The sequence below is a fragment of the Gemmatimonadaceae bacterium genome (genome assembly GCA_036496605.1).
GTDB lineage: Bacteria > Gemmatimonadota > Gemmatimonadetes > Gemmatimonadales > Gemmatimonadaceae > AG2.
In genome coordinates, this window is record DASXKV010000046.1 from 53,996 (window position 1) to 67,431 (window position 13,436).

Here is a 13,436-nt window from a genome sequence, read left to right on the forward strand (position 1 = left end):
CCGATCGTGACCGGGATCACGCTCCGCGGGGATCTCCGGCTTTGTTCGTCCCTTAGACCAGACTTGCATGCTGGGTCGACGCCTCCGGATCGTGGCGCTCGCCGCGATCGCGTTGTTCGTCGTCGCTTCGTTTGTCGACGTCGATGAACCATGGTTCGCGATCTGGGTCGCCTTGCTGGGTGCGGCGGCTGTGTTGCCGGGGCTGGGAGTGCGAGACCGCGGGAACGAGCGGCCAGCGTACTTTCTCGCGCTCTTCGCCGCAGTCTGGGTCTTCGCGGTCAACAGCTACTACGTCGAGATCCAACGGCAGCGGAGTGAGCGCTTCGACGTCGTTGGCGTTCATCTCACTCCGCCGCGCTCGGGTATTTTCCGCATTGGCGCCGGTGATCTCAGCGCCGATGGGAGCGTCCCGGACTCGCTCGACGTCCGCTTCGAGGCCTCTCCCGACGTCGCGCAGCGTTGGGCGGTGACGCTGCGTCGAGACCGTGCGCGACACGGCGTCGTCGTCGACAGCATGGAAGGGGTCGAGTCGCTGCAGCAGAAGCGCGACTGGAGTCGATCGCCATCGCGCCAGTTGTGGGACCGTGTCGTGCGCTTCGATCCCGCGTGGGTGCAGCTCTGGGGCGACGAGCTCAGTCTCTCCTCGCCAGAGGTGAACGCGATGGCGGCGCGTGCCGGCGGGCCGACTCATCATTTCCGTCTCATCGAGTCCAGCGACGGCCGCTTTCTCGAATGGAACGGTGAGCGCGCGACCCTCGTTCTTCCCGACTCCTCCCCCGCGCTCGAGGTCCTCGGAAGGCGCCTAACGAGAAAGCTCGGCGAGGGGCTGCCACTCCGCGAGCTCTCGTGGACGCACGTCCCCGACACGAGTGCCGCCCGCGACCTCGTGTTGACACTGATCTACGAGCCGCAGGCGCGACTGAAGCCGCTCGAGCGCTGGGGCCTGGTGCCGCCTCTGCTCTTTCGCCTGGCATCACGTGACGGCGAATGGGTGGTCACGAAAGCCGACAAGCCAGCAGTCGAGCGACCGTTCCTCACGATGGGCGATACGGTGCGAGTCGTGTCACACGGTCGGCGATGGTCCTTCGTCCTCGCCGATCACTCGCGCGGACCGAACCGCGATCCGGGCGTGGCCGTGCGCTTCGTTCGCGGCCCCGACCCCCGTCTCGGCTGGCTGCCCTCGGACGAAGTCTGCGGCACGCAACGACGCTGCACGCTCGTGTCGTCGTCACGGCTTCCGCCATCCGTGCCGCACTTCTACCTCGGCGCCTTCGGCCTCGACACGACTCGTTATGCATTCCTCGGCCGCGTGCGCATGGTGAATGACCGAACGGCGCAGGTCATCGCATCCGACAGCGTGTACACGGCACCGGTCGATTCGGTGATGACGGTTTGGGCACGCTCGGCCGATCCGCGCCGCACGGCGGGATACTTGTTGAGAATTCACAAGGTGGCGACCGGAGAGATCATCAACCTCAATCTCACGTTCGCTGGCCTGGCGCTCCTGATCACGGGCGCGTTCCTGCTGCTCGGATCCGATCCGCGAATCAGCTCGGCGGCGCTCAGCGCCCGTCCGTCGACGGCGGCCGCGTGGACGCTCGCGAACCTCGCGCTCGTCTTCCTCGGCGTCCGGCTCGTGCTCGGTTATCGCATCACGTATGCGACCCCGTATTACGAGCGCGGCGCCGACTCGGCGGTCGGTGCGTGGATCGCGACGATTGTCGGCACGGTGATGCTACTCGAATGGAGCACGTGGGCGCCGCGCGTCGTCAGGTTCATGCTCCGCGTCGAGGATCGTGCCGCGCGAATCGTCGCGGGCCTGCGCCGCGAACCGGCGACCGGCTACACCGGCGCGGTCGCCGCCGCGAAGCTCCCCGATCAACGCACGACGGCACTCGGGCTCCTGTTCATGCTCATCGGGTTCGGTGTGCTTGGCGTGCTCCGGCCGTCAGCGGTGGTCGGCGCGCTGCTCGTCGTGTTCGTGGCGATGCTGGCGTGGATCGGCGTCGAATACCTGCGGCCACAGCGTCGCGGACGTGAGCCGGCGACCACACCCGCGGAAGTGCTGCGCGCCGACCCCAGCGACGACGATTGGGCTCGCCGCGCTGCGATCATCATCGCGGCGTGCGGTGTTCCCCTCAGTGTGATCGCCCGACAACTCGCGGTGTTCGCGACGGTCACGCTGGTCGTGCTGTACGCGATCGGCCTCCTGCTCTGGCGACTGAAGCGTGGTGCACTCGGCCGCAGCGACGTCGCGCCGAGGCTTCGTCTTGGTGCGCCCCTCCTGACGCTGGCGCTTCTCGGTGCGCTGAATTTCGTCGTGCTCGTTAGGCGACTGGACGGACCGACACTGCTCTTCGCCGCGCTCTTCTTCCTCTTCCTCCTGATCGTTCGCAACGGGCGCGACGCCGGTGTCTCGTTCGCGTTGGGCAGGGGCCGGGCGGCGATTGCCGTGCTCGGGATTCCACTCGCGGCCACCCTCCTCGCGACGCGCGCCGACTTTGGCCTCGGCCTGGTGTTCAGTCTGCCGCTCGTCGTGACGTTGCTGCTGGCGATGGGACTCGCGTACCTGCCGCGTAGCGTGGCGGCGACGTTTGCGGTGATCATCGCACTCATCGTGGCGCTCGCCGAGCCTGTGCTCCGTCCCCACCTCACGACGCTGCAGCACGCCGATTCTCCGGCGGCGCGATCCGCGGCGTTCGCCGATCTCGGCGGCCCGTTGCGTCACTGGCCGCTCACGGCGGATCCGGTGATCCGGGCAGTGGTGCGCGGGCTTTCAGCAACGCATCCGGAGCTTCTCGAGCGGGTGCTCGTGAGTGCCGCGCCCTCCCCGGAGCGCGACGAGATCCTGCGCTCGATGGAGCAAGCGTGGGGTGGACGAGCGTACGCAGCCTCTGGACTGTTCGGCGAAGGGCTCGCTGGCCCGACCGTGATTGGACGCGGCGTACCGGTTCCGATCTCGTACGCCGAGAACACCTTCTCGGTCTACGTGTTGTCCGAGCACGGCTTGTTAGGCGGGATCGCTGTGCTCTTGCTCTACGTGTGGGTCGTGCTCGTCGTCGTGCTCTACACGTGGCGAGTGTCGCGTGGTGAGAAAGATGGCGCCACGCGTCAACCTTCCGACGACAGCCCGCTCGCTGTCGTCGTCGGCGGTGCGTTGATGCTGACGATTCCCGCGGCGTACGTGGCGGCGTCGAATCTGGGCATTGTGCCGCTGACGGGACAGAACATGCCCTTCCTTGGACTCAACGCCTGGAGCGACGTGTCGTTCGTCAGCGCGATAATCTCGGCGATGGTTGTTGCCCTCTGGCGCGCCGAAGGCAAGCAGAGGGACGCATGACGACTCCGAAGACACAGTTTCCAATCGCGAGGAGCGAAGCTTTCGCGCCGCTTGTCGAGGTCCACCCGGAGGCGCCGGCGAAGCGCGAAGCACGATTGCCGTCGTCGGCACAGGTCGGACTCATCTTTCTGCTGCTCACCGTGGTCGGCTTTGTCGCGTTAGGCGCGGTGCTCCCGCATTACACGCTCTCGAACACGGCTCGCCACGGCCTCACGTACGACACGCTCTTCGCCGAACTTCACGATGCACTGATCGACGAGCCGGATCGTCCGCTCCGTCGTGCGATTCGTGCCGTCCAGGTCGACGCGCTCGTTCCAGCGCCTAACGGGTACACCGTCGTCACGTACGACACGCTCTCGGCGGATCCGTCGGTCTATCCGAGCCTCGAGGCAGGTGGGTTCCTCCACGACGAGATCGATCGCTTCAATGGCTATCAGCGCGAGCGCCTCGATGCCGTGCGCCGCGGACACCTGACCGGCGGCACGGTCATGGATCTGCGCGCCGCCGAGAACCCGTCGATCTTCCGCACCGAGATCCGGTCGCTCGACGATGCACGAGGTGAGCGGGACAGCATCGTGCTTGCCGAGCGCGCGGTGCCGTACGGTTTGCGCGTTCCTTCGCCATTCGACGCGGCACGGCTCGTCGCCGTGACGACGCGAGAATGGTCGCGAAGCCTCGGCTGGCTTTCAGCGAAGGGCGCGCAATCCGTGCGGTCGGCCGGCAAGGTGCCTGGAGTTCCGCCTTGTCCATTCCGCGCGGTGAAGGATTCCGTGTACGTCGAGTGCACGGCGCCCGGCTCACCATTCGCCCAGCTCGTGTTACGCTTTCCGGATCGCCTTGGCGAAACGGGCACCGCGACGCTCTTCACGGGCGAGCGGACACTCTACGACGGCAAGCAGCTGCCGTCGCGACGTACCGTGCCGATCGGCACTGGCGGAATGTTCCAGTTTCACTCGCGCGCGCTGTCCAGCGCGCGTCGGACGCGTCCCGAGCCGGTGATTCTCGAGTGGACGCTCGCCGGCACGTTAGGCGGCACGCAATGGATCAACGGCCGGATCCGCTGGGAGCCGAGCGTCTCGCGAACGTCGCCGCTCGTGAGGCAGCTTGCCAGCGCGGCTGGCTTCGGCGCCAGCGTCGAGCTCGAGGCGGGGCGGAACATCCCACTGAGCCTCGACGAAGGCCTCACCGACGACCTCCAGGCCGAGCTCGATGATTTCGCCGGGCATGGGAAGCATGGTCCGTCCCACATGCAGACGAGCGACCTCGCCTTCGCGACGGTCGTTCTCGCCTCGGCGAAGACCGGAGAGATCCTCGGAGTGGCGGAGTATGGTCCACCAGCAGCGAGTGGCGGCAGCTGGCTCCTCAAGCCCGTGAACGTTGGCTCGGCGATCAAGCCATTGCTCGCGGCCGCAACGTTGATGGAACGTCCCGAGCTCGCCACGCTCGAGGTGCGGAACGATGCGATGACGATGCACGACGTCTGGGGTTTGCCGTTGGGCAAGCCGTTCGAGTCGGGCGCTTCGTGTCCATTGGGTTGGATCGGACTTCGACAGTTTCTCAGCTGCTCGAGCAATCGATACTCGGCCTCGCTCGTGGCGGCGGCGCTCCAACCAGCGGCAAGCCGGGGTACGCCCGAGCTCGAGAGCGCACCCGGCGTCAGCTTCCGTCTCGGCGGCCAGACCCACGTCGGACAACGGCTTCATCTTCCGCTCGACCGCAATCATCAGATTCGCGCCGACACTCTCAACGGCAGCGCGCTGGCCGAGGGTCTTTTCACTCTCGACAGCCTGAACACGAGTCTCGAGCTGGCGGCGCAGCTCGGCCGCGAGGGACGCGACTCCTCCGTTTGGCTGCATCTTCGCGACGACCGCTTCAACCCGGTGCGCGTTCCGCTCGGCCTGTGGCCTGAGCAATCACGCCTGGCAATGATGCGTGGCAATCGGCCGGCGACGGCGCGGCAGCTCGCGATGTTCTCTGTCGGGGCGGCGGAAAACCGAGTGACGACCCTCGATCTCACACAGGCCTTCGCCCGCATCGTCACCGATCGTCGTTTCGCTCTGACGTTCGTGCCCAACTCCAGCGGCCAGGCATCTTTTCCGTCGCTGGAGCTGTCCAAGTATTCGTGGTACCCGGCCTTCATCGGCGGGCTGCACGACGTCGGTACGACTGGAACGGCAAAGGGAACTCAAGCTGCCATCGCGCAGCAGCTCAGCACGAGCCTGCTGTTCTTTGGCAAAAGCGGCACGCTGAATGCGCCGCCACACGTGCGCGTTCTCCGACGCACCGACACCGTAATGGTGAACGGCGCGCCGGTGACGCGTCCCCTGACGTTCGTGGATACGGTCGTCCCGCCCGTGGTGGCCAAGACGCTGCTTTTTGCAATCGGTGCGAAGTACTCGCGCTCGGGTAAAACGTTGGACACTGGGAAGGTGAAGCAGCAAGAAGGAAACGGCGGCGCGATCGATTGCGGTATCGTCGGAACGATCTACTTCCGGCTCCGTCGCAATCCACCGCACGTCGAGTCGCTGGCGACGGATTTCGCGAACGAGCGCCTCTGGCGCTTGCTCCGGAAGGACTGGCAACGGCTGAAGGTGTGTTGAGTGTACGGCGGAATACCTCTGAAATCGTTCATGCGCAATCGAGTGTGGCTGCTGCTCGTCGTTGCTGGTCTGGCCGCATGTAAGGACGGCCATCGCTGGCGCAGTGTGCTTCGTGACTACGCGAGACCGGACACGGTCGAGCGGCTGCACGTCATGCTCGACGGCGAGCGCGCTCGCGGCGATACGGCGCGCAAGCTGAACCAGGAGCTCGCGCAGAAGAACGAGTACCTCCTCGCGCAGCTCAACGAGCTCTCGAGCATCGTCAACGAGATCGACCGAGATCTGGGGGGCCCGCGCGGTGGAGCGGTGCGCCCGCTCGTGCCTAACGGCGAGCTTGGCGACAGCGCCAGCGAGCGCGAGGTGCTCGAGGCGAAGCGGGAGCGAATCGCCGCGAATCTCGGTCGCCTAACGACGAGGCTGCGAACGAGCGACAGTCTCTGGCACGCCGCGGTCGCGAGCGACAGCGCCTCGCGGCGCGAGTTGGCATCGTCTGCCGAGACGCTGGCGATGTTTCGGACGCTCGCCGAGAATCGCGCCGTGCAATTCGCCGCGTTCGAGCAGAGCATCGACAGCCTGCGGGTCGAGAACCGCGCGCTGGCCGACGATCGCGATCGCATGCGAGACAGTCTCTCGCGACTCTCGGCGCGCGTGGGTCGTGTGTATTACGTCGTCGGCACTCGCGACGAGTTGCTTTCTGCCGGCGTGATAAGGGAGGTCACCGTCGCGAAGAAGTCCTGGCGAGGTTGGCAGCGAGAGAAGCAGCTACTGCCGTCGCGCGACGCCGACCTTTCGCGTCTCGCGGCGATCCGTTCGGCGTTCGGGTCAATTGCGACGTCGAACGACGACGAGGCGGACGTCGAGCAGCAGGGCTCGTCGTCGCGCGCTCCGGAGAATGGCGAGTTTCGCGAGCTGGACCGCTATCGCGACACCGTTCTTGCGCTGCCCGCCTTGCGGCACGGACGTCTGCGCGTGATTTCCGCGCAGGACATGAAGTACGCCGACGGCGTCGGCCGTGATGGACGCCTCAACTCCGACGACAATCGGCTGCACGTCACTGAGCCCGAGCAATTCTGGGAGGGCGGTCGGTATCTCGTTTTGGTCGTCGAGCGCTAGCCGGCCTGCGGATTGCGCGTTAGCTACTCAAACCTGCAGAACGGAGTGTCAGCACATGTCGGAACGCCGCAAGACTCACAACGGTCGCGATGTAGACGGCCACTTCAAAGTGAAGCAGACGGACGTCGAAGACACACTCGAGGATCCGTCAGGCGAGGATTTCATTCGCGACGACATTCGACTTGGCGGCGCGGTGGCTGATACCGGCCCGCAGGCGGGCGCGAGCGGTGAGCACGTCGAGCGCCTCATCGACGAGAACAATTATGAGGTCGATCACCTTGTCGGGCGGGACCGCGACTCGGCTCCGGATAACACCAAACGGCGACGCCGCAAGCCGAAAGGGAGTCGCTAATCGGCTCACGGACTCAGTGTTCCCTGTCGCCATGATGCTCCTGAGATGGCGCTTTCGGGGCTGTCCGTAGTTATCCCGAAACGCGCGCGGCGTGGTTGCATGGCGCACAAAGATGGGGTACCGTACCAGTTCGTCCATTGGGAATCGGGCCCGTGCACTTCTATTCGGCGCCGTGGGAAGTGGTGGAGGGAGACGTCGCGGGCTGCGGCCCGCGGCTTTTCCTAACGGGCACCAAGCTCCTCACGGGAGTTTGGGACCGTCTCGTGAGCGAGGCCCGACAGAACGTCTTCGGCAACACCGAACAACTCGACGCCGTTAGCTGGCCCGCCTTCGAGCACGGAATTCGAGCTCTCGCGCCCGTCTCGCTGCGCGAGCGGCTCGTGTGCCTCCTGTCGCTCGATACGCTCGCGGATAGCTCCCGGCTCAGGCTCTACTATCGAATAATGCGCAGCGACGGCGAGCCCGTCGCGTGCGCGTTCATGGCGATCGCCTGTGTGCAGAAGGCCACGGGCAACTCATCGGCCGTGCCGCAGCCGCTGGTCGACCTCCTTGCCAACCGTGGCGATTTTCGCGAACGCGATCGATCGCCGTCGTTTGTCGAGCGAGCGCTTGTGCTTCCTGATGCCGAAGAATCGCTCTTCCCCGACGACGTCCGTGCCCTCGCCATCGGAGTGGCGATGCAGAGCGCGGCTGCGGTCACCCAGCGGCGAACGCCGACGACCCCACTTGCGATTCCGGCACTCGGCGAATTGCCGGTGCCCGAGGGACGCACAGCGTTCTTCTTCCCCGATGCGCCGTCCTACGACGGGCGATTGCTCTGCGAGTTACGTGCGTACCTACCGTATCTCGCCGACTACTTCGATGAAGCTGAAGAGGTTTCGCGTCGCATCTTCCGGCAGTCATTTCTGCCGCTAGTCGACATGGACGCGATCGCGCTGCACGATCAACGGCTCGAGCGGTGCCCCGAGCTCGCGCACGTCGGCGTCGTACTCACCGGCGTATTGATCGCGGAATCCCTGAAGGAGCACGGCATCCAGCCAGATGCGTTGATTGGCGATGGCTTGGGCGAGCTGGCCGCGTTGGCGGTGGCTGGCGCAGCCGATCTTTCCACGGCTCTGCGACTCGCGGCTCAACGCGCCCTGGCCGCACGGCCAACGAACGCCGACGGAGAGTCTCCGACGGCAGCCGAGCAGTTCAAGACGGCGTTCGAGGAAGTGCGATTCGTGGCGCCGGGGCTGCCGATCGTTACGCTCCGGTCGCGCGGATTATTCGCCGATCGCGCCGAGGACCGGTCTGGGTCGTTAGGCAATGCGCGGGGCGACGCCGACCTCATTGCCGCCGCGTGGGGCGCGGGGTGCGAGCACGTCATCGAGTGCGGTCCGCGTGGCTTCCTGAGCGCCGGCGTTCGCGCTCCGGTGCCGGCGCTGACCTTCACGCCCGAGTCACGTTCTGACGCGCGGCGAATCCTGACGAGTGAATAGTGGCGCGTGGGCGCCACCCCCCATTCACTGGACGAAGGACTCGACGACTTCGACCGCACGTCGCACATCCGCGTCATTGTTCGCCAGACCTAACGACGCTCGCACTGCTCCAACGGCCACGCCGGCGTCGCGCGTCATGCATTCGGCGAACTGGGGTATGGTGAATCCGCCTTCCGAAGCAACACGCAGACATCGCGCGGCCGACTCGCCGTCGAAACCGAACGCCGCTTCCGCAGCGCCCGGATTGCAGAAGCAGCCACCGCGCACGGCGACGCCGCGCGCGCGCGCGCGCTCCTCGACCACCCAGTATGGCACGACGCGACCATGGCGATCGAGAACGTTGAACGCCACGGTGCCGCCGCGTCCGGCCGATCCCGTTGGCCCATAAATCTGCGCGGCGGGCGCTCCATCGCGGTACGTGATGCAGCGCAATGCGACGAGCAGCTCGTTCGTTAGGCCTCCAATGTGCGCCGAGAGACGAGCCATGCCAACCTCGGCCAGAAGATCGAAACCCGAAGCGAGCGCCGCCGCCCCCAGGAAGTGTGGAGTTCCGTCCTCGAAGCCGCCGGCCGCGGGCAGCAACGAGTGCACGTCGTTCTGAACCGAGACGTACTCGATGGTCCCGCCCGAAAACCAGGGTCGCCGCAGCCGCGCGAGCGCATCACGCCGCGCCACGAGCGCACCAAGGCCAGTGGGGACGCCGAACAGCTTGTAAAACGACAGTACGACGAACTCCGGACGATGCGCGCGCAAGCTGAGCCCACAGCTCGGCAAGAAGGCGGCAGCGTCGACGAGGACTTCGAATCCAGCATCCTGCGCCGTCTCGATCAGCTCTAGCGGATGCCTGACGCCGCTGAAGTTCGACTGCGCAGGGAATGCGAAGAGTCTTGGCCCGCGCGCTGCGCGGAATCGTCCGAGCACGTCCGAAGAACCATCGAGCCGCAATTGCGCATCGAGTGGAACGTAGGCAATGCGAGCGCCGGCGCGACGTGCATACTCGCGCACCCCGTTGAGTGAGTTGTGATTGTCCGCCGAGAGGACGTAGCCGCTTTCGCGCGTGAACGGATAGCTCTCGGCGACTAGCTTGACCGCGCCGGTCGCGTTCGCGCTGAAGCAGACGACGTATTCCGCTGCATCGGCTTCGAGGTGCGCGAGCAGAAGCGCTCGTCCCGCGTCCAATGCCTGCGTGCTCCGTCGCGAGGGCTCGTTGTCGGCGTGCGGGTTCCCGTAGACGCCACGATCGAGCAGCTCGGTGTGCGCCTGCAACTGACGCGCGGCGGGAAGTGCACTGCCCGTGTAATCGAGATAGGCGAGCCGATTCTCGTCCAGTCGCCCGAATTCCTTTTGTCGAAGCGCAGCGAAGATCGGATCGGTGGCCGTGATCGCCGTTGTGAGTCGGTTCGTTGCGGTCAGCATCCGCGCCTTCGCACCTGAAGGAGCTTTGCCTCGCTACTCTTCGGTGGCAATTGCACGGCGGCGCGGTCACTCGCCGAATCAGCAACGGGAATTCGAATGGCGTCCTCGCTGGAAGGGCGGAGATCGCTTCTCGGAACACCGCCGAAGTAGCGGCTGAGAACCGCCGCTCGTTCGAAGGCAGCTCGCGCCGCAGCCGTCGTATCCGCGAGCGTTGGGTTCATCACCTGATCGAGCCACTCGTACAAACCACCGCGCAGAAAAAACACCTTTCGGTAGCCTAACGCGCGAAGGAATACCCAAGCCTGCGCCGCGTGCGTGCCGCCCTCGGAGTAGAGCACGATCGTTTCGTCGCTCCGAAAAGGCGCGCTCGCGAGTGAATCGAGGGACAGGTGCTCCGCACGCGGCACGTGAAACGTCGCGTAGTCCTCGGCTGAACGGACATCGACGACACGCAGGCCCGCGCGGCGCTCCTTGATCCACTGTGCCAACTCGAGCGCGGTGACGTGATCTTCCTCGCGCGACACGGCGCGCGCGAGCGAGGTGACATCGATCGAGGCATGTTGAGACGAGTACGGACTCCCAGCCAGCGGCGCGAGCACGGCGAGGACGATCGCAATCACAGCAAGCCAGCGTGTAAGCCGGCGACTGCGATCCACGGTCACGCTCCGACGCCCTCGGCAACTGGCGTCTCGCGTAAAGCGTTACGCGGCGCGGACAACTTGCTGTGCGTTGCAAACCGCCCTTCGATCCATTCCGCGCCGCGGAAGCCGCTGATCGCAACGAGAACCACGATCAGCACCGCGACACCATGCGATAGATGGAAGACTTGCGGAAGCGTGAACGCACCGCGGGGCGTCGCTTCGTAGAACGTTTGCAGCGACGGAAAGAAGAGTCCCGTCGCGAGCACTCCCGACCACATTCCCAGCACGACGGCCGCTCCGTCGAGACGTCCGGTGACCGCGGCGACGCACGACGTCCCCGGACAGAGGCCGCCGAGCGCGAAGCCCATGCCGAAGATCAAGCCACCGACGAGCTGCGGCAGGATGTACGTCTCGGGCACGTAGACTCGCGACAGATCGAGCACGCCCAGCCGGCCGAGCCAGAAGAGTCCGAGCATCGCCGTCACGATCGCGCTGAACATCACCTTGAAGACGGTAAGATCGGTGAGATAGAACTGGGCTGAAAGCTTGCGCGCGCTCCCCATTCCCGCGCTCTCGAGACACCATCCGAAGGCGATGCCGATGACGAGCGCGGCGACAAGCGCGCCGCGTTCGCCAAAGTAACCGAGCTCGAAGTAGGGCGCGGTCATATCCAGGCCCGCCGTACGAGCGGTGCCACTGCGTACGCGGCCGCGAACGCACCGACGATGAACAGCCAGCTCCCAACGCTCAGCAGCGCGCCGCCCGTGAGCGCCTGTCCGCTCGTACACCCGCGCGCGAGGACGGCACCGAGCCCCATCACGCCACCGGCAACGAAGGCGGTCGTTAGGCGAGCCCGGTTCGAGAAACGCGGACCGCGCTCGATGTCGACGCGAAGACGACCGGCAACGAGCGCGGACAGGAAACCGCCGATGGCCACGCCGACGATCTCGATCAACAGCCAGTCGAGCCACGGTCCGCCGCCACCGAGGTACCGCGCGAAGTACGGATTGGCCCGTGCATGACTGGGCGCAACCGAAGAGACGACTCCGGCGGCGCTGCTCGCGAATGCTCCCGACGCCCCCAGGCCTCGTCCCATGACGACGAACGCGGCGAGAAGCACGAGCCCGAGCCCGACGCCGGCGAGGTACGGGTTCGAGTACGGCTTTGCCAGGCGAGAGATCACGGATTGCCCTTCTGCTGCGACTGGGTCTCGACGGGGTATGCATCGGCGGGGGTTTGGCGCGACCAGTCCTGGAAAGAGCCATCGTAGAGCAGCACCGGATGACCGAGCGAGCGGGCGGCGAAGAGCATCGCCGTCGCCTGCTGGCCAATGTGGCAATACCCGACGATCGTGTCGCCCGGCTGCACGCCGGCCTTGGCAAAGAGCGCCGCCAAGTCGTTAGGCGACTTGAGGAGCAGGTTGTCGTACGTGACTTCCGTGAACGGAACACTCTTCGCGCTCGCGATGTGACCCGCGCGCTGCTGTGCGCCATGCGTGCTGCCTTGCTGCACGCCGTCGTAGAACGACGCGTCGCGTCCATCGACGATCGAGACGCCGCTCTTGCCGATATGGCCCTTCACGTACGCCGCGTCGACGACGATCGGCTTGACGTGCAGCGCCGCGAGCGACCCGGTGCGCGGAACGGGCTTCTGGTCTGTCACCTTGTTGCCGGCGCGCACCCAGGCGGGCATGCCGCCGTCGAGGAGGGACGTCTGCGCGCCAAGACCGGCGTAATCGAGCGTGAACACCACGCGCGTCGACGGGGATACCCAATCGCTGCCATAGTAGATGACGATGCGCGAGTTGTTGGAGATGCCGAGCTTCTCGAGGCGCTCGCGGAGCGACTCCACCGGCGGCATCTCGAGCATCAGATCTCCCTGTGTGTGGCCGGAGACGGAGATGTCGTCCAGGCTCACGAACCGTGCGCCCGTGATGTGCATCGAGTTGTACTCGCCGTCGCTGCCGACATGGAGGAGGACGAGGTTGGGGTCGTGGAGATGCTGGGCGAGCCAGGAGGTGCTGACGAGCATCTGGTCGCGCTGGGCGTGTGCCGGCAGCGCGGCGCCTAACGATATTGCGGCAGCGAGGATGACGAGCGAGCGAGTGCGCACGGGTTGCTCCGGTCGGAGGTTGTCGTGCTTCTACGCTAAAGAGGCGGTCGCAGGACAGGTGACCGAACGGTGCTCGAGATGTGTAGGAACTGTAAACGAGTCTGAGATCGAGAGGGGCGCGTCGAGAGGGGCGCGTCGAGAAGGGCGCGTCGAGAAGGGCGCGTCGAGAAGGGCGCGTCGAATGGAGCGACAAACTACCGAGCTGTCAGGCTGCAGCCTCCAGCTCTGAGCCTGAGCGCTCAGCTTCGTGCTCACAGCTGGGCCGCTCGAGGCTGACAGCTCGGTCGTTTCAACGCCCTATTCGACGCGCCTCTCTCGACGCGCCTCTCTCGACGCGCCCTTCTCGACGCGCCTCTCTCGACGCGCCCCTCTCGACGCGCC

Annotated in this window: 10 protein-coding genes; 5 read left to right on the forward strand and 5 right to left on the reverse strand. The window is 65.9% G+C overall.

Going from position 1 to position 13,436, the window contains the following annotated elements; genetic code table 11:
- Positions 1 to 67 precede the first annotated feature (67 nt).
- The 5 genes from VGH98_17900 (at position 68) to VGH98_17920 (ending at position 8,886) form a co-directional block, all read left to right on the forward strand.
- Complete coding sequence (locus VGH98_17900) at positions 68 to 3,340, forward strand: hypothetical protein (GenBank protein ID HEY2377851.1); 3,273 nt, start codon at positions 68 to 70, stop codon at positions 3,338 to 3,340.
- Positions 3,337 to 5,940 carry a hypothetical protein gene (locus VGH98_17905; protein ID HEY2377852.1) on the forward strand — a complete coding sequence of 868 codons (2,604 nt, stop codon included), beginning with the start codon at positions 3,337 to 3,339 and terminating at the stop codon, positions 5,938 to 5,940. Before VGH98_17900 ends, VGH98_17905 begins: the two co-directional genes overlap by 4 nt.
- A gap of 30 nt (positions 5,941 to 5,970) precedes the next feature.
- Positions 5,971 to 7,053: a hypothetical protein gene (locus VGH98_17910; protein ID HEY2377853.1), complete on the forward strand. Its 1,083-nt coding sequence runs from the start codon at positions 5,971 to 5,973 to the stop codon at positions 7,051 to 7,053.
- 55 nt (positions 7,054 to 7,108) lie between these two features.
- Complete coding sequence (locus VGH98_17915; protein HEY2377854.1) at positions 7,109 to 7,405, forward strand: hypothetical protein; 297 nt, start codon at positions 7,109 to 7,111, stop codon at positions 7,403 to 7,405.
- Between the two features lie 152 nt (positions 7,406 to 7,557).
- Positions 7,558 to 8,886 (forward strand): hypothetical protein, encoded by a 1,329-nt coding sequence (locus VGH98_17920; GenBank protein HEY2377855.1) that lies wholly within the window; start codon positions 7,558 to 7,560, stop codon positions 8,884 to 8,886.
- 24 nt (positions 8,887 to 8,910) lie between these two features.
- Here the strand turns inward: VGH98_17920 and VGH98_17925 are convergent, their stop codons facing one another.
- The 5 genes from VGH98_17925 to VGH98_17945 are packed head-to-tail and all read right to left on the reverse strand — an operon-like array spanning position 8,911 to position 13,055.
- Positions 8,911 to 10,302 carry an aminotransferase class V-fold PLP-dependent enzyme gene (locus VGH98_17925; protein ID HEY2377856.1) on the reverse strand — a complete coding sequence of 464 codons (1,392 nt, stop codon included), beginning with the start codon at positions 10,300 to 10,302 and terminating at the stop codon, positions 8,911 to 8,913.
- Positions 10,296 to 10,964, reverse strand: coding sequence for a rhodanese-like domain-containing protein (locus VGH98_17930; GenBank protein ID HEY2377857.1), 669 nt, complete (start codon positions 10,962 to 10,964; stop codon positions 10,296 to 10,298). Before VGH98_17930 ends, VGH98_17925 begins: the two co-directional genes overlap by 7 nt.
- Positions 10,961 to 11,611, reverse strand: a complete 651-nt coding sequence (locus VGH98_17935) for a YeeE/YedE thiosulfate transporter family protein (protein ID HEY2377858.1) — start codon at positions 11,609 to 11,611, stop codon at positions 10,961 to 10,963. Before VGH98_17935 ends, VGH98_17930 begins: the two co-directional genes overlap by 4 nt.
- Positions 11,608 to 12,126, reverse strand: a complete 519-nt coding sequence (locus VGH98_17940; GenBank protein HEY2377859.1) for a YeeE/YedE thiosulfate transporter family protein — start codon at positions 12,124 to 12,126, stop codon at positions 11,608 to 11,610. The genes VGH98_17935 and VGH98_17940 overlap by 4 nt, the downstream gene beginning before the upstream one ends.
- Positions 12,123 to 13,055 (reverse strand): rhodanese-like domain-containing protein, encoded by a 933-nt coding sequence (locus VGH98_17945; protein ID HEY2377860.1) that lies wholly within the window; start codon positions 13,053 to 13,055, stop codon positions 12,123 to 12,125. Before VGH98_17945 ends, VGH98_17940 begins: the two co-directional genes overlap by 4 nt.
- Positions 13,056 to 13,436: the final 381 nt, after the last annotated feature.